Below are 22,210 nucleotides of genomic sequence, written 5' to 3'. Positions count from 1 at the left end.
TTTACTAGCTGTTACACTTACTTGATAATCGTTAATAAAGGAAACACGTGATGTCAGAACGAAAGTTTAGATTAGTTACCCGAAGTGATTTTGACGGGCTAGTATGCGCAGTCTTACTGAAAGACTTAGATATGATTGATGATATTTTATTTGTGCATCCTAAGGACATGCAGGATGGCAAAATAGACATCACTGAGAACGACATTACAACTAACTTGCCTTACGTTGAAGGCTGCCATTTAGCCTTTGATCATCACCTTAGTGAAACCGTGCGAAATGCTAGCAATATCGAGAATCATATTATCGATGCAGAAGCACCGTCAGCTGCTCGAGTAGTGTATGACTATTATGGCGGAGCCGAGAAATTCCCAAATATCTCAGTAGATATGATGGACGCGGTAGATAAAGGCGACTCAGCGCAGTTTTCAAAAGAAGAAATTTTAGAGCCTACCGACTGGGTGCTTATGAATTTCATTATGGACGCGCGTACTGGGCTTGGCCGTTTTAGAGAGTTTAAAATCTCTAACTACCAGCTAATGATGAAGCTGATAGATGCGTGTAAAGACCACAGTATTGAAGAAATACTGCAAATGGAAGATGTGGCTGAGCGAGTAAGTTTGTATCACGAGCACAATGAAATGGCGAAGGCACAGATAGCTAAGTGCTCGACCGTACACGATAACCTTGTGGTACTCGATTTAACTGAAGAAGAGACCATTTACGCCACGAACCGCTTCGTTATTTACGCCATGTACCCAGACTGCAACATTTCTATCCACAAAATGTGGGGGCTTAAAAAGCAGAATGTGGTGTTTGCGATAGGTAAGTCCATTACTAATCGTAGCTCTAACACTAATGTGGGTGAGCTGTGTTTGAAATATGGTGGCGGCGGTCACATGAATGCGGGTACCTGCCAAGTTGAAACCAGTAAAGCAGAAACTGTGCTTGCTGAGCTTATCGACACAATTACAAGTGACGGTTAACACTAATTAGCATAAGGATGGGGGGGCAGAAAAAGTACTCTGCCCCCCCCAGTTCTTATTGCGTTAGGCGTACTTTAAAAAATTCGGCGAGTGTTTTGCTGATAACTGGGTGTTGGGTGTCTTGGTTAAATAGGCAAATATTGACCTTTCCTAACTTAGGCAGGTGCGGGTGGTTCAGTACTGCTAAATTGGCCGGTAAGCTCGACTTCGCCAATGCAGTCACGCCAAGGCCTTGTTGAATAGCAGCCACAAGCCCGCCCAAATCGGCATTGGTGTAGCTAATTTTCCAGGCGAAGGTTTGCTGCTTAAGCTGTTCAATTACTCGGCTTCTGTACATACAGCCATCTGGCGCTAGCACTAATGGGATATTATTTCCTACCAACGGGTGAGAGGTATCACCTACCCACACCACATCGTCTTCTATTACTACTTCGCCCTCGGTTTGTTCATCTGGGTTCACCAGGGCTAATATTAAATCGAAGTGATCTCGCTGAGACGGGTGAAGTAGATCGCGACTTAGCGCCGACGTTACTTCTAACGATACATCTGGGTAACGCTTCGAAAACTCACCAATTAAGCCTGGCAACAAGGTAGAAGCAAATTCGTTGGGAATGCCCAAGCGTAATCTACCGCTTAGTGGCGCAGGAGTAAGGCTTCTAAAAATATTGTCGTTAAGCTCTAACAGCTCTTTCGCTTTTGGGTAAAGCCAGTTGCCATCAGCGCTAGGCACATGACGTTGACCTACCTTGGTGAACAACTTTCGGTCTAGCTGCGATTCAAGCTTTTTGATTTGCAAACTAATAGCAGGTTGAGAGCGACCCAAAAAGTCGCCTGCCTTTGCATAGCCACCAAGCTCAATAACGCTTACAAAGGTGCGTAGCGTGTCTAAAGAAAGCTGCTTCATATTTATCAGTATTTCTAATGTATGTGCTTGCCATGATTATATTTGCAAATGAAAACGAGCGAAAGCCCGTATGTTTAACCAACCTAGCCTGAATTCACTTCAGTAATTTTACGCTTCGGGTAATCAGTACTTTACGGTAATATCACGCACTCTACTTTTTACCTGCTTTCGATAGTTAGTTAATGGAATTATTAAATCTGAGCATTTAAATTGGCGAGTTAAATTAACCACTTATTTAATCTGCGAGAACGTAAATGAACTCTGATCTGTATTTTATTGGCATAGACGGCGGCGGCACCAAATGCAGAGTTATTTTACAAGACAAGAACGGCACGCAGATAGGTGAGGGCATTAGCGGCCCGGCTAATATAATGCGAGACGCAGAACTTGCTAAAACCTCTATATTGGATGGGGTAGAAAAGGCTATAGAATCTGCTAACACCTCATTGGCTTCACAAAATAGCGAGGCCCGACTAACACCTATAACGCTATCACAGTGTGTAGTAGCAGCTGGGCTTGCAGGCGCGAATATCAGTACCGCAAAAGCTCGCTTTGAAACCTGGGCGCACCCCTTTCACTCGCTTCATATACTAAGTGATTTACATGCTGCCTGTGTAGGTGCTCACAACGGTAAGCCCTGTGCAGTAATTATTGTGGGTACGGGGTCGGCTGGCACCGTATTTAACGAGGGTAAGTTTACAGACTTGGGTGGCCACGGTTTTCCTGTTGGTGACTTTGCAAGTGGCGCTTGGCTGGGTTTAAAAGCTATTCAGCACACCTTACTATGTATAGATAACATTCGAAGCAAAGACGACCTAGCAAAAACAGTATGTGCGGAACTAGGCACAACGAACGCTGACAGCATAGTGGCTAAGTGCGCCGGGTTTAACACTCATCATTACGCGAGTTTAGTACCCTGTATGCTGCCACTTTTAAATGAAGGTAATAGCCAAGTGACATGCATTTTTAAAGAAGGGGCGGAATACTTAGAAAGTATGGCGCAGCGACTTCTAGGTGATAATACGTATAATCTTGCTTTAATTGGTGGGTTAAGCAATGTGTATGTACCTTACTTTTCTGAGAAAATCCGTACGCGCCTACAAGCATGTGAATTATCGCCAGAGCAGGGCGCTATCAAGTACGCTAAAGCAATATACGATGGCCAATAACGGCAAGTAAGCCATAAGGTCACATGGCAAATTTCGATGCAAGTAATGAGATAGGCGACGAAAAAATCAACGTTATAAGCAGCAAAGAAACAATGCTACAACCGCACGTAATTAGGAAAATAAAAGCGCAATGATGAAGACAATTTTAGCCGAAAACGTTTTGATAAAAGGTAACTGGGAAAAAGACCAAGTACTCACGATCAAAGAGGGCGCAATTACTCATATCGAAGCACTTTCTGATTCACAAAAGCAGCGTGAAGAAATTTCTGAGCGCGTGTCTAACAGGCTTATTCCTGGGTATGTAGATACACAGGTGAACGGCGGCGGTGGCGTTATGTTTAATCACGCCCCAACGTTTAAAAGCATAGAAATAATGGCCAAAGCCCATTGTAAGTTTGGCACCACCACATTATTCCCCACGCTTATTACCGATGACATAGCAACCATAGAAAGCGCCGCCAATGCGGTAAGTGAAGCAATAGAAAGCGGGCACCCAAGCGTTGAAGGAATTCATTTTGAAGGGCCGCACTTAAGCGTTGAGAAAAAAGGTGTACACCTTTCAAAATATATACGACCGTTAACCGACAGAGAGCTTGCCACTTATACCCGAAAAGATATTGGCAAGGTAATGATTACCGTAGCACCCGAGAATACCACGTGCGATATTATTCAAGACTTAGTAAACCAAGGCGTTATTGTAGCGCTGGGGCACTCTAATGCACCGTTTGATGTGGTTGAAAAGGCGATTGAATCAGGCGCGACTGGGTTTACTCATTTATACAACGCTATGTCGCCGTTTACGTCTCGTGAACCTGGAATGGTTGGCGCAGCGCTTTTAAGCAACAACACCTGCGGCATCATTGTTGATCATCAGCATTTGCACCCTAAAGCCGTCGAGCTTGCCTTTAAAACCAAAGGGCCATCGCAGTTAATGCTGGTTACCGATGCAATGGCCCATGTAGGTGCCGACGAAGACGTTATAGACTTTTTCGATACGCATATTACTCGTGTTGGAAACAAACTTACTACACCTGATGGCACCCTTGCCGGAAGCTGCTTAGACATGCACGGCGCGGTTATTAATTGCGTTAACGACATCGGAATTTCGCTAGAAGAAGCGAGCTATATGGCAAGTGCAACACCATCTATGTTTATGGGGATTAACGAGACATTAGGCAGCATTGCAGTGGGGCAGCGGGCGAATTTTGTAGAGCTAAGCGAACACAACGCACTTGCAAACGTTTGGCAAAATGGTGAGGTGTGCGTTTAGCACACTTGCTATCGAACAACATCCAATAGGCTACTAATCAGTATTTAAATATTCCTTACAACGCCCTCAACAATTGCGCAGCAAGCATCCAGCAACGTTTCAAAAAAAGCTGGGTACTAAATTGCAATTCCCCCTTCTAAACACCATCTGATATTAAGTTTTTGCAGGTTCGATAGTCGTGGCTGCTCTCTTCGTTGAGTTATCTAATAGCGCGGTAAACGCTTACATATTTGCTTTTCTCATGTTTTCCTAAGAATACATTTGCTTTTTAAATGTATTGATAAAAATTTCCAATTTGTTGCATAAACGTTAGCTCACTATACTCAATTTCGTTTTCTACCTTTCAAATTAAAAAGAGTAAGTGGAATGTCTAGTACCACCGCCCTACACGCAAAGCACCTAGAAGCCGGTGCGAAAATGGTCGATTTCTTCGGCTGGGATATGCCAATTAACTATGGTTCACAAATTGAAGAGCATCACGCTGTGCGTCAAGACGCCGGTATGTTCGATGTGTCTCACATGACCATTGTTGACGTAAAAGGCGCACAAGCCAAAGCGTATCTTCAGTACCTTTTAGCCAACGACGTGGCAAAATTAAAAGACAAAGGCAAAGCGCTATACAGCGGCATGCTTAACGAAGAAGGCGGTGTTGTAGACGACCTTATCGTTTATCACTTCGACGAAACTAACTATCGCCTAGTAGTTAACTCAGCAACGCGCGAAAAAGACATGAACTGGTTAATGAGCAAAGCAGAAGGCTTTGACGTGACCATCACCGAGCGCCCTGAATTTGCCATGATTGCCGTACAAGGCCCTAACGCAAAAGAAAAAGCCGCTAACCTGTTCAGCGCAGCGCAAAAAGAAGCGGTAGCGGGCATGAAGCCATTCTTTGGTGTACAAGCAGAAGACTTGTTCATTGCCACCACAGGTTACACCGGTGAAGCAGGCTATGAAATTATGGTGCCAGCTGAGCAAGCGGAAAGCTTCTGGCAAGCACTACTAGACGCGGGTGTTAAGCCATGCGGCCTAGGTGCGCGTGACACACTTCGCCTAGAAGCAGGTATGAACCTATACGGCCAAGATATGGACGAAACCGTATCGCCACTAGCCGCCAACATGGGCTGGACAATTACATGGGAACCGGCTGATCGTGACTTCGTAGGGCGTAAAGCGTTAGAAGCGCAGCGTGAAGCAGGTACCGACAAGCTAGTAGGCTTGGTAATGACTGAAAAAGGCGTGCTACGTCATGGTCTTAAAGTGAAAACAGAAAGCGGCGAAGGCGTTATCACTTCAGGTACGTTCTCTCCAACTCTAGGTCACTCAATCGCCATGGCACGAGTACCACGTGATGTTGGTGAAACAGTAGAAGTGGAAATGCGCAAAAAGTGGGTTACAGTAAAAGTGGTTAAGCCCTCCTTTGTTCGCAATGGAAAAAGTGTTTTATAAGGCCAATAGCTACTAGGCCCCAAAAGTTAACAGAGAATAACAGGAACGATTATGAGCAACATCCCAACTGATTTACGCTATGCCGCTACGCACGAATGGGTTCGCCCTGAAGGTGACGGTGTTTTCGCTGTAGGTATTTCTGAGCACGCACAAGGCTTACTTGGCGACATGGTTTTCGTTGAGTTGCCAGACGTTGGCGATGCAGTTAGCACTGGTGACGACGTATGTGTTGCTGAATCGGTAAAAGCAGCATCTGACGTATATGCGCCAATCTCAGGTGAAGTGGTTGAAGTAAACGAAGACCTAGAAGATTCACCAGAACTAGTTAACTCTGACCCGTACGGTGACGGTTGGCTATTCAAAATTAAAGCTGACGATGCGGCTGAAGTAGAAGGTCTACTAGACGCTGAAGGCTACGAAAACAGCATCGACGAAGAGTAATTCGTTACGCAGTTTTAAAAGAACCATAATTTGAAAAGGGGCATGAAGATAATTCAGCCCCTTTTTAACTTAAAGATTTAACGCGCCCTTGCGGCAACCATTACGAGTGCTTAACAACGTTATGTCGAATACTTCCCCTACATTGGCTCAACTAGAGCAAAAAGATACATTTATCCGCCGTCACATTGGCCCGGGTAAAGGCGAAATTGAAGAAATGCTGTCTGCCATTGGTGCAAGCTCACTAGACGATTTAATCGAGCAAACTGTACCGGCAGGTATTGCGCTACCAGAGCCACTAAAATGTGGTGAAGGGGCGACAGAAGTTGAAGCATTAAGTGAACTTAAAGCCGTTGCACAAAAGAACAAAATTAACCGTTCTTTCATTGGTATGGGTTACTACGATACGCACGTACCAAACGTTATTCTTCGCAACGTGCTAGAAAATCCAGGTTGGTATACAGCGTACACGCCTTACCAGCCAGAAATTGCCCAAGGTCGTTTGGAAGCCATTCTTAACTTTCAACAAGTGACCATTGACCTAACTGGCCTAGAGCTAGCATCGGCGTCATTACTTGATGAAGGTACTGCGGCTGCAGAAGCCATGGGCCTTGCTAAGCGTGTGTCTAAGAACAAAAAAGCGAATGCGTTCTTTATTGCTAACGACGTTCACCCGCAAACGGTTGACGTGGTTGAAACTCGCGCTGAAATGTTTGGCTTTGAAATCATCAAAGGTGCGGCAGAAGAAGCGGCAGAACACGACGTATTCGGTGCGCTGCTTCAATATCCAACCTCTACCGGTGAAGTAAAAGACATCAGCGACATCATTGCTGCGGTACAAGCGAAAAAAGGCATTGTGGCAGTAGCCGCTGACCTAATGAGCTTAGTAATGCTTAAGTCGCCTGGCGAGCTAGGTGCAGACGTGGCACTTGGTAGTGCACAGCGCTTTGGTGTACCTATGGGCTACGGTGGCCCACACGCGGCATTCTTTGCTACACGCGACAGCTACAAGCGTTCACTACCTGGCCGTATTATTGGTGTAAGTAAAGACACTCGAGGTCGCCCAGCACTTCGTATGGCGCTACAAACCCGTGAACAGCACATTCGCCGCGAAAAAGCGAACTCGAACATTTGTACAGCGCAGGTGCTGCTAGCCAACATGGCAAGCTTCTACGCGGTGTACCACGGTCCACAAGGCCTTAAAACTATTGCTGAGCGCATTCACCGCTTCGCCGACATTCTTGCTACTGGTTTAAACCAGAAAGGTGCGGAAAAAGGTGTAGCTCTTAAACATAGCACGTACTTCGACACGCTAACCGTAATGGTAGACAACAAAGAAGACGTACTAGCAAAAGCCTACGCAAAAGGCATGAACCTACGTGCTGACCTTGAAGGTGCGGTAGGTGTGTCGCTAGACGAAACCACCACACGCGAAGACATTGTTGCGCTATTCGACGTACTGCTTGGTGAAGACCACGGCCTTACTGTTGAAGGTTTAGACGCAGAAGTAACCACGCAAGACGTAAAATCTATTCCTGAAGGTTTAGTACGTACTAGCGACTTCCTAACACACGAAGTGTTTAACAAGTATCACTCTGAAACAGAGATGCTTCGTTACATCAAGAGCCTTGAAAACAAAGACTTGGCGCTTAACCACTCAATGATTTCATTGGGTTCGTGCACCATGAAGCTAAACGCAACGGCTGAAATGATCCCAGTAACATGGGCTGAATTCGGTCAGCTTCACCCGTTTGCGCCACTAGACCAAGCAGCGGGCTATCAAGAAATGATTGCCGAGCTTAGCGAGTGGTTAATTAACGTAACGGGCTACGATGCGCTCTCAATGCAGCCTAACTCAGGTGCTCAAGGTGAATACGCAGGCCTATTGGCTATTCAGCGTTACCACGAAAGCCGTGGCGAAGGTCACAGAAACGTGTGCTTAATTCCAAGCTCTGCCCACGGTACTAACCCTGCGTCTGCGCAAATGGTTAGCCTTAAAGTGGTAGTAGTAGCCTGTGATAGCAAAGGTAACGTAGACCTTAACGACCTTCGCAAGAAAGCGGAAGAAGTGGGTGACAACCTATCGTGCGCCATGATCACATACCCGTCAACTCACGGTGTATATGAAGAAACCGTGCGCGAGATTTGTGACATTGTTCACCAATACGGCGGTCAGGTTTACATGGACGGCGCGAACATGAACGCGCAGGTGGGCATTACGTCACCTGGCTTCATTGGTTCAGACGTGTCGCACCTTAATCTGCACAAAACCTTCTGTATTCCACACGGCGGTGGCGGCCCAGGTATGGGACCAATTGGTGTTAAATCGCACCTTGCGCCATTCCTACCAAACCACACGGTTGTTAACGTAGAAACGGCAGGCAAAGACTGTGGTGCGGTATCGGCAGCGCCATGGGGCAGTGCGTCAATTCTGCCTATTAGCTACATGTACATCAAAATGATGGGTAGCGCAGGCCTTCGTCGTGCAACCGAAGTAGCTATTCTTAACGCTAACTACGTGGCTAAGAAGCTAGAAGGGCACTTCCCAGTGCTTTACAAAGGCAACAATGGCCGCGTAGCGCACGAGTGTATTATCGACCTTCGCCCGCTTAAAGAAGCAAGCGGTGTGACCGAGCTAGATATCGCGAAGCGCCTAAACGACTACGGTTTCCATGCGCCAACCATGAGCTTCCCAGTAGCGGGTACGCTTATGATTGAGCCAACAGAGTCGGAAGCGAAGTACGAACTAGACCGTTTCATTAACGCGATGGTTAGCATTCGCCAAGAAATTGCAAAAGTAGAAAGCGGCGAGTGGGATGCCACTGACAACCCGCTACACAATGCACCGCACACGCTAGCAGACATTTGTGACAGCGACTGGAACCGCAGCTACGACCGCATGCTAGCGGCGTACCCAGCTCCAGAAGTACACAGAAACAAGTTCTGGCCAACGGTTAACCGTATTGATGACGTTTATGGCGACCGTAACCTGATCTGTTCTTGCCCTAGCATAGAGAGCTATGTTGAGGAGTAGGGTGGTTTAGCGGGCTTGCTGCTAGAGCTTGATTGATTCGAAAGGCGAACTGAGTGGTTCGCCTTTTTTGTGATTTTTTGAGGTCTAGTCTTTAACAGTTGCTGTTACAGTAAAGGGGGGCTTTTTCTGTTAAATTTCGGTAGCACGTTTCAAACAAGAAGCGGACGTTCGGCATCGTGATTTCCTACATCCTACTTTGGTCAAAAGCCGTAATTCCCTTAGAGTCCACCAAACTCACTCAGAAAGCAAAATGTTTGCTAAAGCGGACATCAACTCCTCATTAACAAGCCGGAGTAAGCTTGCTTGCGGGAGGCTGTGTGTAGTTGAATAATTTGTTGTTTTTTAGCCAACCAATCGTTCATATGTCTATGACCTCTATTACTTACAGTTAGTCTACACTCCCATGGCTTTCTATTTCACCTGCCTGATTGTACAGATATGAGTTAAACTCATTAGACTTGGACCAAATTTTATTACCGCTATCAGCACGAATATTTTCTGTTGCTACAAACCAATCTCTAACTACCTCAACTATTTTAGATGGCTCCTCATCATGGTTTTTTATATCGGAGCCTCACAAATCTGATAGAGCTTTTTGATAACGATATCGCCCTTTTTCTAAAACTAGTGATTGCTTATTTGCCCTCTTTCCATCTTTCAGAGCTCTCGCGCCACAATCTATACCAAGTTCAAAAGGCATATTCATCCGAAAATGCTCGTCTTTATCGGATGATATAATCCTCGATAAACCATGAATTACAAATTTTGACTCATGTATAAGTCCAACAATTTTTTAGTTCTAGATTCAGCCGAATCAGCTCACTCTCATGATAAGCGAGGAACATACCCTAAATACTTTATAGTAAAAATGACTGACAACAGCAATTGCCTATAATCATCAAATGAGCAATTTACAAAAGCCTTCTTGTCAAAGTTATTCATTGAAGCCGTTCGTTAACCTTTCGGAGGATGGGGTTCGTTCCCATAGCTATTTTTTCTCGAAATTTTCCATCTTTACCGTGAACATATAATTCGGATTTTTGATTTTTGGCGACATCTTTAGTCCATTGGAGCGCTTCAGCTTGGGTGTCATGCTGTTTTTTAGGCTCACTCAGTACCACTTTTTTAACATCCCATCCGCCTCTAGGAAAAACCGACTTATTAAGAAGCTGAAAACGGCACAAATACTGCGATTTGATTATTTTGGCTGCGTAAGCAACGATTTGTTCGTTTCTTAAACGAAAACCAAGACAAAAAGAAGAGTGCCGCTTAGATAATACATAAATATATAACTGTTTGAGCGGCACTACCTAGGAAGATTTTTTTGTTCGGGGGCTTTTTAGAGCTTATGTGTAGCTTAGCTCGCCTTTGCCTTTCTGCCAAAGGCGATTAATGCGACTAGACAAGCTAAAATGCTTATGCTACTTGGTTCGCTGATGTTGGTGGCAGGCGGAGCTACATAGGTGTAATTCCCTAGATAGATATTTTCTAGATAGAAATCTTGCCCATTGTAAGGTGCGCCATTTGCACCGCCGACTAATTGCATTCTGAAGCGGTTAAAACCGTCTTCAAAAAACGCCGCAGCTTCAAAGTTGTTTAAGTTAAAAGGCTTGTCCATCGTTAAATATGGATTGGCAACACTTGGGTTGTTTTGGTAGCTGAGTAAAGCTGTTAAGAATGGAAATTCGGTAATTGGGATATCAAAAATAATTATATTGTAACTTTCCAAAAAGTCCTGTGAAGTACCATCCCAAAAGCCCCACGAAGTGTTTCTTAGGGTCAGATCTCCGAATTTGGTCAGAGTAACATTTTTGCGAACAAGGTCGGGGTCTACAAGTTCAGTGCCAGAAAAAATGGGTGTAGCAAAGGCGCTAGTGGCCATGCACATGCAAACTGCGCAGGTTAAGGCAAAATTTTTAATACTGTTTTTCATGCTGTTCTCCAGTTAGCGAGATGGGCGAGAGAAACATAGTGAAAGGTGTTGGTGATTTTTGCTTTAATGAACTCAGTACTCATGGTTTTTAAGTCCTTTTACAAAATGCGTTTCCCAAAGCAATTGCAATTCTTTTACGTTGAATTGCGGCTTTAAATTAAAATAGACTAATAATTAGACTATGCCAACCATTATCTCCGTTCACCCCGAATACCCCCATCCATAACAAGCGCCTCAACCAACCCATTTTCTTCATCCATCTCAAAACGAACACTACTCCCGTTCTTAGCAAAGAATCGTTCGCCACCCTCATGAAAATATTCTTCATTCTCAACATAAGGTAATGCGTTAAGCACAAAACCATTGGCTGTTTTTTCTAGCACCACATCAACGTTAACTGGGTTAGTTACCACGTAGGTTCCAATGTATTTACTTAATTCCTTTTGGCTTATGGGTACTAAATTTTTAACCTCTGCTTCCGAGTAGCCTACGTCTAACGCTTCTTTTAAGCGTATTTCTAGTTCAGTTATTAACTGCCTACCATTGTTGCCGTTTGTCATAATGGCGTAGCCGTTGCCGGTATCTAGTTCAAGGTATAACTGCGACATAAACCCTGCATCTGCGCCACCGTGGCCAAAACCCAGAATTTTTCCATCGTCACTCATGTTGATAAAAAAGCCTATTCCTACATTAGGTGCTTCGTTGGTTGGCGTATTGTTGGTTAACATTTCCTGTGCCGTGGCTTGCGATATCCAGTCGGTTTTCTGCCCTAAATATACGCTGCGCACGCCGCTTGCCAGTTTCAACATGTCTGATGGTGTACTCCACATGCCTGCTGCTGCTAATGTGGCGTAGGTATGGGCGCCACCCTTAATTGGCGCTCCGTCGCCGTCATACGGCGTAGCCATATTATTTGATAAGTTGGTAGATATGGGTTGTTCGAAGCCAGAACGCGTCATGCCTAAAGGTTTAAACAAAAGCCGTTGTGACATAGTTGGCAGGGGCTCGTTAGCTACGTCTTGCAAGGTAAGCTGAGCAAGCGTAGTACCGCCACCGGAATAACGCATTTGCGTGCCAGGTTGAATATCAACAACAACAGCATCGGTATTGGCGGGAAATGCACCTTCTAGCACCTGCTGCAAAGTAGGTACTGGTTCGCCCGCCGCGTAACCAGGAAAGCCATGTACTGTAGTGCCAGCTGTGTGGCTTAATAATCTGCGTAAAGAAACAACGTCTTGCCCAGTCCATTCATGTTCAGGCAACTGCCAGCTGGTGAGTAAGGTATTAACATCTGCATCTAAATCTATCGGGTTATCTTCGCGATATTTCATCAATACTGCTGCAAATGCGGGTTTGGAAATACTTCCTGCTTGGAACACCGTGTTTTCATCAATAGCCAATTCAGTGGCTAAATCTTTAACGCCGCTTTGCATGGTCCAAGCTATTTGCCCATTTCTCATAAACGCAACAGACACACCAGGTACATCATAATGCGCTTGTCTTTGCTCCAAAGATTGGTAATCAACCTCTTGCCCTTCAATTCGAATGCGTTGAGTAAGCCCAGTTTTTAAAAGGTTGGCTTCTTTTGATTCTGCGGCAGCAGAGGCAGAGGTGGGCAGGGTTTCAGGTTCTGTACAGCCCAATAACGAAGCTAAACAAAGCGAAAGTGTTAAAGAGGCGAAGAGCTTGTTTGTTTTCATTATGTGTATTCCATTACGTATGAACGCCCAGAGTACGTCCCTACTATTATTCGGTCAATGCTAGCAATATGCTAAATCAGACGCTCAATAGCTAGTCGCCTGTACCTTCCGCAATCTTTTCTTGTAAGTTTCTGACTTCGATTTTTTGATAAGCAATCGAATGTTTGATAGGTGACTCTATGAAGTAAAACTGTCCCTTAAATGTGAAGGCGTGGTCATTGCAGATCTTCCCAGTGCTTCTCCATAATGCACATGTCGTCAAGTTGACGTGGTGCGTATTGGTCGGTATACAGAATCAGCTGTAGACGGTTTTACGATCTTTTTTTAATGCCAGACACTTAGGATAAAACATGCTGGGGATACGCGTCAGCCGATGTAATATCTGTGGTTTTACACAAATAAAAATTCGGAACCCGCTTATTCTGAAGTGTATCGAAGGCGCGCTCTATTCGTCCTTTACCTTGTGGTGAATTGGCGAAGATGGTTTCGATACCTAGCTCTTCAAATGCTCGCTGCACTTTAGAGAAGGTACAACGCTTGGGGCCGTCTAAAATACCTGTAAAATCAACATAGAGTGTTTTAAAGACGCCAGTGAATTCCGCCACTGTACGTAATAATTGCTAGCAGCAAGCGTTCGTTTCAATAGGAAAGAAATTAGCAAACGACTGGCTGTTGGCATCGTTAATCATCGCAATCAGACAGGACTTTTTATCGCCAACCAAAGATGCGTACGCCGTCCAGTTGCAACATTAACCCTGTCACTTCCATGCGCTTTCTGCGCTTGTGAACGCGCCCACGTCTACGTTTGTTTTGCTTTCGATCGCGCTCAGTGAAACGCCTAGATTTACTTAGGAACTCGGTCGTATTGGAAATGGTTATTTTGTTTTAAGAGACCTCAGCAATGGCATCAACGGTGAGTTGAGCTTCGGAACTTAGCGTGAACATCCTTAGCACCTCTGTCATGCAAAAAAAGACGAAACACTATTAAAATATAACCGTAATAATCCCTTGATGATTAATGAATTTGACAGAATCTTTTGGTAACTAAGATACAAAAAAGTCGCTTGATGTTAACAAAGCGTTAGGGATAAGGTTAAAAGAATTGACCACACAACATCAGATAAGGAAGTTAAGAACACAAACAACATGCTTTATTTCTTTCAGTTAAGTACCTATGTTTCTGTAAAACTGGATACAAAGTCAATAGTAATTGACGATGCACTCTTCTTTAAAAACAACTGATTAAAGGCGTTCGTACGGGAAATAACCCAGAAAGTAGTCGTTCATCAAAAAACAAAATAAAAGTTTGTATTGTAAGCAAGTCTTTACAATTCGTAAATTTTTTAAAAAAAATTGAACTTTTCAACAAACTCTCACACCGCTGCGTATTGACCCTTTGCCGTTTTTCGTATTTATTAGTAGTAAGGTTAAAACCTTAACAAAAATATCCGCAAAAGCGGAAAAAACACACAAATAAAAATACTAGGTCTAGGGAGACTTACATGTTTAAAAGTTCTAAGTTGGCTACATCGGTCAAGTTAGCTTGCGTATTCGGTTCTGCACTTGCGGTTTCTGCGAGTAACCTTGCGCTGGCACAGGAAACAACAAATGACGAGGCAACTGCCGAAGAAGCGGTTGAGAAAATATCTGTTACAGGTTCTCGTCTTCGCCGTGTGGAAGTAAGTGAAAGCACCCCAATTTTTTCTTTTGGTAATGAAGACATTCAGGTTCGAGGCTTTACAAATGCCGCAGACCTTTTGAACCAATCTCCACTCTTTGGTGGTTCACTGACACCTGAAGGTGACCAAGATGCGGAAAATGCTGGTCAAAACCAGGCTAACATCTTCGACTTAGGCACACAGCGGACACTAACGCTTGTGAATGGTCGACGCATGGTAAGCTCTCAGTCTGCTTCAATCGGTGGTGGTCAGGTAGATATCAACACTATCCCAGTTGCACTTATCGATCGTATCGAAGTAGTTCCGTTGACGGGTGCGGCAACTTACGGAGCCGATGCAATCGGTGGTACAGTTAACGTAATTCTTAAAGACGACTACGAAGGTTTTGAAGTCACCGCTCAATATGGTGATAACGACGCGGGTAACGCAAGAGAGTTCCAGTTTAGTATGGTTGGAGGCGGAAATTTCGACGATGGACGTGGTAACATCACGTTTGGCGCCGAATATACGCGCACCGATGGCCTTTTAGAGTGCGAACAAGACTTCCTTTGTAACAACAACCCAGGTTCTGGCGGTACTACAAATGAATTTCTAGACCGTAACGGAGACGGTGCAATTGACGACGTTAATGGTGACGGTGTAATTGATGACGCCGATCTACAGTCTGTTTCTTTGTTCTACGATGAAGTAAATCTTCAGTTATTCACTGATTTCGGTGCTGTAACACCGGCTTTTGCTGGTTTTGCGCCGAGTGTTGGAAGTGGGGTTTGGCCTGATGGAAATTTCTATGAGTTTACTCAAGACGGACAAATTCAGCAGTGTAACGCCGGACCTCGTCTTCCATCGGGCCGTGCGTTGCTTGAAACCTATGACGATGGACGCGGAAATATCTGTAGTATCGATTTCTTTGACAGCGTAAGCCAAATTCGCTCGCCTACCAGTCGTCACAATCTATATGCGTCATTTAACTATGATTTGTTCGATAACTTGCGCTTCAAAAGTGATGTGGTTTACGCAAACACAAGTGGTACAGAGCTAGTAAACCAAGGTGGTTTCCAAACAGGTTTCTTTGGCGGTACTTCTGCTGCTATTACATTGCCAACATCAAACCCATTCTTGTCATCACAGGCATTAACTGCAATGCAAGATGCAGGTCTTGAAGGCGATCAGTTCTCTGTACACCGTTTCAACAATGACTTAGTTTCATTAGGTGGTAACTCTAATGAAACGCATACATGGCGTATAAGTAATATCTTTGAAGGTGAATTTGAAGCCTTAGACAGAGACTTTTATTGGGATGTGTCTGTTGTACACGGTCGTTCTGACGTTAATATCAGAACAACCGGCATCGTGGACGGACGTTTCTTAAACGCTGTTGATGCACGAAGAGTCAATGACGAAATGCTAGAGACTATCCGAGAAGAACGTGGCTTAGACACACTTGATGAAGCGTTAGCTGCATTACAAGGTGCTCGTTCTGCGTTTACAGGTGGATTCCAGCGCGGCGATATCATTTGTGGAGCTTATGCAGACCTAGCAGCAGGAACGCTCGAAGGGTTCAATTCACAAGCTTCTGGTTCTGGTCTAACAGATGAAGATTTACCATTCCTAGATGGTTGTCAACCCTTAAACCTGTTCGGGTCACAAGCGTCTCCAGAGTCACTAGACTTTATTACTGGCGGTTCGCAAATGTCTCAAGCGAGCAACATGCAAACTGTATATACTGCTAACTTAGGTGGTACTGCTTTTGAATTGCCTGCTGGTCCTCTAGACTTTGTTGTTGGTATAGAACGCCGTATTGAAAAAAGTGAATACGAGCCAGCGGTAGGTGGCAGAGTACCAATTACTCGTAGTTCGATTGACCGTCCTGTTAACGGTGGCTACGACACAAACGAGTGGTACGTGGAATTCGTTGCGCCAGTAATCTCCTCAGATATGGATATTCCTTTTGTTAAATACTTGGAAGTAAGCGGTGCCTATCGTAATCAGGAGTTTAATACAAGCGCTCCAGCTGGTTTTGAAGATCGTACAACTGAAGAAGACGTAGTACAAGCAAGCTTGAAGTGGTTGGTTAATGATGAATTATCATTACGAGCTACTTATGCAACTGCATTCCGTAATCCTTCAATCAATGAGTTATTCCAGCCGTTACAACAATCTTTCATCTCTGGTGACGACCCTTGTGATGCGCGTTATGTTGGTTTAGGTCCAAACCCTTCTGCTCGAAAAGCAAACTGTGAATCAATAGGTATTGATACTGACACATTCACGTCGAGTATTTCAGATGGAACTATTTCAACTGGCTACGTTTCTGGTAACCCGGAGCTTGGCGCTGAAACAAGTAAGTCTTACACTTACGGTTTGGCTTGGACGCCTGAGTATGTTGAGAATTTTCAAATTGGTTTAGATTATTACAACCTTGAAATCGAAGGCGCGATCAACGATGTGACATTTGAGCAGCTAGCAGCTAACTGTTACGATTCTCCAGACTTCCCTAATGAAACAGCATGTGACACCTTCACTCGCGGGGATGACTTCCAAGTAATTCGTGCTGGTAACCGCCCAGCAAACGTTGCTTTGGCAACATTTGAAGCTGTATCATTGTCGATTTTCTATAGCTATGATTTGGGTGAGTACGGTCAGTTAAGATTCCAGTCTGCGACTCAACACAATATTACTAATGAGAACCAAGCGACCCCAACTGCTGAAATTCAAGAAGATGTAGGTGATTTCGCAGATCCTAAGTGGACTGGTACGTTCGATATCAACTGGTTTTACGAAGATTGGTTCGTTAGTCACCGTGTTCGCTGGCAGAATGAAACGCATATTGACGCGCTAGAGCAACAGTTGTATTCATACGACTATGAGCGTCAAGAAGATGGTTCACTTACTGGTAACTTCACTAACGAAAACTCGTCACGCTTCCTACACGACTTGAGCATCGGTTATACAGCAGGTACCTCTACTACGATTCAGTTAAACATACAGAATCTCTTAGACAGAACTGCTGATGATCTGAGTGCAACGTCGTTCGGATTCAATCAGTTCGGTTTAGATGAACGTTTGGGCCGTCGATTCAGCCTGCGTGTAAACCATAAGTTTTAAATAGAAAGCTTAGTATTCTTCAATAGAAATATTGCGGAGTACAAAATGTAGACGATGCCGCCTTCTAATCTAAGGCGGCTTTTTTATACCCCAGCGCATATAATGCAAAAGTTCTCCATCTTTACTCGTTTAGAATTTAAGCTATGTATGTCAGCGAAGAAAACTTCTTTATCTGCTAAGTTGTCTGTCGTAGTCAAATGTCCGTAATTGCCGGCGCCCTGACACACTTTACTGGTATCTTTTACAGCATGCTTTAGTTTAATTTCGTCATCGGTACATCTGCTGCAAAGTAGTCGTCCACTTCCCCTAAACTGACGCAGATTTAACTGACGTTTTTTGCAATGATGAATGCAGGAGACAACTATAAAAGTCACGCTTCACAGAATCTCATATCATTAAAATGTTAAAAGAAGTTGATCTAGGTACGAAGGACGAGGAAGCCTGCAGGAAAAACGGTATCAGCAGAACAACCTATTACAGTTGGAAGTCCAAGTGCGACGGCATTGAAGAATCTGACGTCAGATGGTTGAAAGAGCTGAAGAAGAAAATGCCGAATTCAAAGAGGTGTTTGCAGATGTCGGCTTCGAAAATAATGCCATTGAGTAGCTTGCTGCAAAAAAGGGTTGATGACAGCAGAGAAACAAGAGTGCGTTAGTGTCCTTGTTGATGATGGACTAAGTATCAATAAGGCCTTTGTGTTAGTTGGTATTAACCGAGTGGATTAATTATACTTCAGGGAGAGACTGGCGCAGAGTGGATGCTGCTATCATTGATGCTATCAATTCGGTCTTGGAAAAGTCGGCATGAGCAGGTTTTTAAAGTGTTTGGGTCGAATGTGATTCAAACGCTTTACCCTTCAAAAATAAGCGAGTCTATCGCATCTTCTGCCAAATGGGGCTGAACCTGAAGCGCAAAATTTAACGAGTATCGGCCAAAAGACAAATAGCCCAAGCATTAAAAATACTGGAGCAGCTAAACCATAAATTGGCGTTGATTTGATAAATGACAGTTTACATTATGGTAAACGGTTCAGGACACTTTTTTCATAGCTCATTGCTAGCGCCATGGCTAATTCACCGTTAGCTTTATAGCTACAAAAGCAGTCGTATTGTGGCTTTTAAACGTGTCTAGTTTGGTAACAAAGGTCAACCCTTATTATTCGCTGCTATTTGGTAATGCAGAGTAACGTGAGTCTCGTAACGCACTTTAGCATTTGCATGGAAGCTTATGCTAAGAGTGAGTAATGCGCCAATAAAAACACAGGCAGGCTTTTGATACAACTGAAGCTCTTTTCCTCGCTATCAGGCGCGAGCTTTTTATAGTTTGCTTTTCCTGCGCAGTCATAGTCGCTCTGGCTTTTTAAACAATTCCTATATGCTGGATAAGCTTACTCTAAAGCGACTATAAAATTGTCAATATTTGTAAAAAATTGCTACTTTTAGGTGAGTGTTGAAAGAAATAAACTTTAAATTGGTCAGATAGTTGGCCTAGAAAGAGTGCTTTGACGGGACGAGATGTCAATACATAAATAAATTATTTGCGCCAAAAGTATTTAATTTTACTTATTGAGTGGTACATTAGAAAGTAACGATTTAACTAACTTACGTTATTAAATCGGATTTGTTGTAAGGAAAAATATCAACCTAACAAATGGGAAACTCAAAATGCACACAAAAAAAAGAATATATAGTGCGGTACGGACTGCTTTAGTTTTTGGAACCGCAGGTGCCTTAACACCGACAGTAATTAATGCTCAAGATCTTCAGTCAGAGGAGAATGTTGAAAAAATCTCAGTAACAGGTTCCCGTATTGCGAGGTCAGAATTTAGCTCATCAAGTCCAATTTCATCATTTGACAGCGGTGACCTTATGCAGGCAGGTGTCGCTAGTATTGATGAGTTCTTAAAAGATGTCCCAGCATTTACTGGATATCAAATGGGAACATCGACCAATAATGGCTCAGACCAAGGGCAAAAGAAGATCGATTTACGAGGCTTGGGTTTTAATAGAACACTAGTTCTTATTAACGGTCGCAGAATGATTGGTGATGCCTCAGGGGATGGTGCTGTAGATCTTAACGTTGTACCGCAAGCGTTAATCAAAAGAGTGGATGTGCTAAAAGACGGTGCTTCAACTATTTATGGATCAGATGCGCTTTCTGGTGTAGTAAACTTCGTTCTAGATGATACGTTCGAAGGGGTTGAATACGGTGCTAATTTAGGCTTTGGCACAGAAGATCGACAGGCACGCGATGATGGCATGTACGTAAAAGCAGGTGTGGCGGGTGATAAAGGAAATATTGTCCTTTCTCTCGCATACATGAACCAAGAAGAAATGAAGCAGGAAGAAAAAGATTTTGCGAACCAAACTCTTTTCCCGCTGCTTCAAAGCGATGGCTCATTCGCGCTCGAGCCTTCAGGCTCATCTAACAGTCGTCGTATTAGAACAAGTGCGGGCAATTACATTGTCGATGCATCATCAGGTCAAGTTCGCCCGTTTGAATCAGGTGATATTTATGATTACTCTCCCGTAAATGCGTTAATTACACCCAATGAGCGTTGGCAGATGGCGATGCTTGGCAAGCTTGAATTGACGAGCAATGTAACGGGTTATTTTGAGGGGACTTACACTCGACGTACTTCGCAACAACGTCTTGCTCCAGACGCTTCATTTGCTGTATCGCCAACAGTAGAAACACCAAATAATGGTGTACAATGGAATGATTATGTGCCTGCAAATAACCCATTCAACCCTTTTGGTGTTAACGGTGCTGATAACTGGTCATTAATCGGTGCTGATGGTCCAACTTCTGTTCGCATAAACCGACGTTTCGTTGAATCGGGTGGTCGACTATTTAGACAGTCTACCGATACTTATCGCATGGTCGCTGGGCTAAACGGTTCGTTATTAAATGACACGCTTTTCTGGGACGCTTCGTATAGTCATTCAGAAACAGAAACCAGTGACGAAACTCTTAACTATGGTCGATTCGATCGCTGGGCAATTGCTGTTGATCCTGACGCCTGCGCCTCAGATTCAGCGTGTCCGGGGGTTCTTGACCCGTTTTCGGATTACGGAAATATCTCGCAAGAGCAAATGGATTACCTCACTACTGGCTCTCTAAAAGATATATACCGTGGTCAGATGGAGCTATTCACATTTAACCTTTCTGGCGAGATGTTCGAACTTCCTGGTGGTTATACAGGCTGGGCTGTTGGCTACGAGCACCGAAACGAAGAAGGTAGCTTTTCACCTGATGAATTTATTGCAAATGGTTTAACAACTGGTGGCGCGAGCGATCCGCTTTCTGGTTCTTTTTCAGTAGACGAAGTGTATGGTGAGCTTTATCTTCCTGTACTTGAAAACTTAACAGTAAATGCTTCAGCACGTTACTCTGATTACAATACTTCCGCTGGTGATAGTACAACGTATAAAATTGGTGCTGATTACGCCGCCACAGAAGAATTGCGTTTTAGAGCTTCTTATGCAACTGGTTTCCGCGCGCCAAATATCGCTGAGTTGAACCAAGGCGACCAAACAGACTTTCCAATAATACTGTCTGTGTGTGAATTCGGGGATAGAAAACTGGCGGCAGGCGATATCACACAAACCATGTACGACAACTGTATTCAATCTGGTGTAGATACAACAGATGCGGGTGAATATGGCTTTGCTTGGCAATCTACTTACACAGTCGCAGCGCCGAGTGACCCTTTAGAGCCTGAAGAATCAAAATCGCAAAACATAGGCTTGGTTTATCAACCACAATGGCTTGAAGGCTTTGCGTTTAACATTGACTATTGGAAAATTGAAATAGACAAAGTGATTGGCAGCCCCGACATGAATGATCTTTACAGACAGTGTATGAACTCTGTGAATTTCGAATCTGTCGCATGTGATCCGTTTGATACCTCAGGCGGTCCTCACAATACAGCTGAATTTGGAAATTTCCCAACCGATGCGAAAACTACGTTGGCAAACCAAGGTACGCTAACAACCTCAGGTTGGGATTTTGACGTAGCGTATGATTCTCCTTTAGATTTAGGCGCTGTTCAAGGCGTAAGCGTAAGTTGGAGCGCGACTTATTTAGACAGTTACGAGCGTGACTATCCTTTAACTGGAACTATTGAGCTAGCAGGTACTGCAAACGGTTTTGAAGTTTTCCCTGAGTGGCGCTGGCAGTCAAACATCGGTATATACGGTGACGGCTGGACGCTAGATTATAAAGTACGCTTTATCGGTGAAGCTACAGACCGCTTTGCGTCAGCGAGTTCGGCTGCTGACGTAACTGCTGAACAGACGATTTACCACGATATTGCAGCGACATATCAATGGGAAAATGTTACCGTTTCGGCAGGTATAAACAATATAGCTGACGAAGCTCCACCGTATTTCCACAGTGCATTTAATGCCAACACTGAGCCTGGAACTTACGACGTTATTGGTCGGAGACTCTTCTCAAGTGTTTCTGTGTCATTTTAAAAGCAGATTTATTTAATCTAACCATTAAAAGGGAGCGCTCTTGGCGCCCTCTTTTTTTAGGAAATATT

The 22,210-nt window shown here is 44.1% G+C and carries 13 protein-coding genes and 1 pseudogene; 9 read left to right on the top strand and 5 right to left on the bottom strand.

Annotated features, from left to right (window positions below):
• The first annotated feature begins 50 nt into the window (after positions 1-50).
• Entirely contained in the window at positions 51-983 is a 933-nt protein-coding gene (locus PCAR9_RS14520; protein WP_179984220.1) for a DHH family phosphoesterase, read from the top strand.
• Between the two features lie 55 nt (positions 984-1,038).
• On the opposite strand, the gene PCAR9_RS14515 is transcribed toward PCAR9_RS14520, so the two are convergent.
• Positions 1,039-1,887 (bottom strand): LysR family transcriptional regulator, encoded by an 849-nt coding sequence (locus tag PCAR9_RS14515; protein ID WP_025256097.1) that lies wholly within the window; start codon positions 1,885-1,887, stop codon positions 1,039-1,041.
• A 254-nt stretch (positions 1,888-2,141) separates the two neighbouring features.
• On the opposite strand from PCAR9_RS14515, the gene PCAR9_RS14510 reads away from it, so the two are divergent.
• From PCAR9_RS14510 to gcvP, 5 genes are all read left to right on the top strand, one after another.
• Complete coding sequence (locus PCAR9_RS14510; protein WP_179984219.1) at positions 2,142-3,056, top strand: glucosamine kinase nucleotide-binding domain-containing protein; 915 nt, start codon at positions 2,142-2,144, stop codon at positions 3,054-3,056.
• Between the two features lie 130 nt (positions 3,057-3,186).
• Positions 3,187-4,326 (top strand): N-acetylglucosamine-6-phosphate deacetylase, encoded by a 1,140-nt coding sequence (gene nagA, locus PCAR9_RS14505; RefSeq protein WP_232091217.1) that lies wholly within the window; start codon positions 3,187-3,189, stop codon positions 4,324-4,326.
• Between the two features lie 366 nt (positions 4,327-4,692).
• Positions 4,693-5,772 carry a glycine cleavage system aminomethyltransferase GcvT gene (gene gcvT / locus PCAR9_RS14500; protein WP_179984218.1) on the top strand — a complete coding sequence of 360 codons (1,080 nt, stop codon included), beginning with the start codon at positions 4,693-4,695 and terminating at the stop codon, positions 5,770-5,772.
• A 51-nt stretch (positions 5,773-5,823) separates the two neighbouring features.
• Positions 5,824-6,213, top strand: coding sequence for a glycine cleavage system protein GcvH (gene gcvH / locus PCAR9_RS14495; RefSeq protein WP_179984217.1), 390 nt, complete (start codon positions 5,824-5,826; stop codon positions 6,211-6,213).
• A 121-nt stretch (positions 6,214-6,334) separates the two neighbouring features.
• The gene (gene gcvP / locus PCAR9_RS14490; protein ID WP_179984216.1) at positions 6,335-9,244 is read left to right on the top strand and encodes an aminomethyl-transferring glycine dehydrogenase; all 2,910 of its coding nucleotides are present in this window, start codon (positions 6,335-6,337) and stop codon (positions 9,242-9,244) included.
• Between the two features lie 938 nt (positions 9,245-10,182).
• Here gcvP and PCAR9_RS20265 read toward each other — a convergent pair.
• From PCAR9_RS20265 to PCAR9_RS14470, 4 genes are all read right to left on the bottom strand, one after another.
• Entirely contained in the window at positions 10,183-10,551 is a 369-nt protein-coding gene (locus tag PCAR9_RS20265) for a DUF2188 domain-containing protein (RefSeq protein WP_197964242.1), read from the bottom strand.
• 50 nt (positions 10,552-10,601) lie between these two features.
• Entirely contained in the window at positions 10,602-11,177 is a 576-nt protein-coding gene (locus PCAR9_RS14480) for a hypothetical protein (protein WP_179984215.1), read from the bottom strand.
• A gap of 191 nt (positions 11,178-11,368) precedes the next feature.
• Positions 11,369-12,877 (bottom strand): serine hydrolase domain-containing protein, encoded by a 1,509-nt coding sequence (locus PCAR9_RS14475; RefSeq protein ID WP_179984214.1) that lies wholly within the window; start codon positions 12,875-12,877, stop codon positions 11,369-11,371.
• A gap of 338 nt (positions 12,878-13,215) precedes the next feature.
• Positions 13,216-13,482 (bottom strand): hypothetical protein, encoded by a 267-nt coding sequence (locus PCAR9_RS14470; protein ID WP_179984213.1) that lies wholly within the window; start codon positions 13,480-13,482, stop codon positions 13,216-13,218.
• Between the two features lie 897 nt (positions 13,483-14,379).
• Between PCAR9_RS14470 and PCAR9_RS14465 the strand changes: the two genes are divergently transcribed.
• From PCAR9_RS14465 to PCAR9_RS14455, 3 genes and pseudogenes are all read left to right on the top strand, one after another.
• Positions 14,380-17,661, top strand: a complete 3,282-nt coding sequence (locus tag PCAR9_RS14465; protein WP_179984212.1) for a TonB-dependent receptor domain-containing protein — start codon at positions 14,380-14,382, stop codon at positions 17,659-17,661.
• A gap of 400 nt (positions 17,662-18,061) precedes the next feature.
• Positions 18,062-18,701 (top strand): annotated as a pseudogene (locus PCAR9_RS20260) (transposase); the annotation flags it as partial.
• A 624-nt stretch (positions 18,702-19,325) separates the two neighbouring features.
• The gene (locus tag PCAR9_RS14455; RefSeq protein WP_179984210.1) at positions 19,326-22,142 is read left to right on the top strand and encodes a TonB-dependent receptor domain-containing protein; all 2,817 of its coding nucleotides are present in this window, start codon (positions 19,326-19,328) and stop codon (positions 22,140-22,142) included.
• The last annotated feature ends 68 nt before the right edge of the window (positions 22,143-22,210 follow it).

Source organism: Alteromonas macleodii (assembly GCF_903772925.1).
Taxonomy (GTDB): Bacteria; Pseudomonadota; Gammaproteobacteria; order Enterobacterales; family Alteromonadaceae; genus Alteromonas; species Alteromonas macleodii_A.
This window is presented reverse-complemented; position numbering and strand designations above follow the sequence as displayed.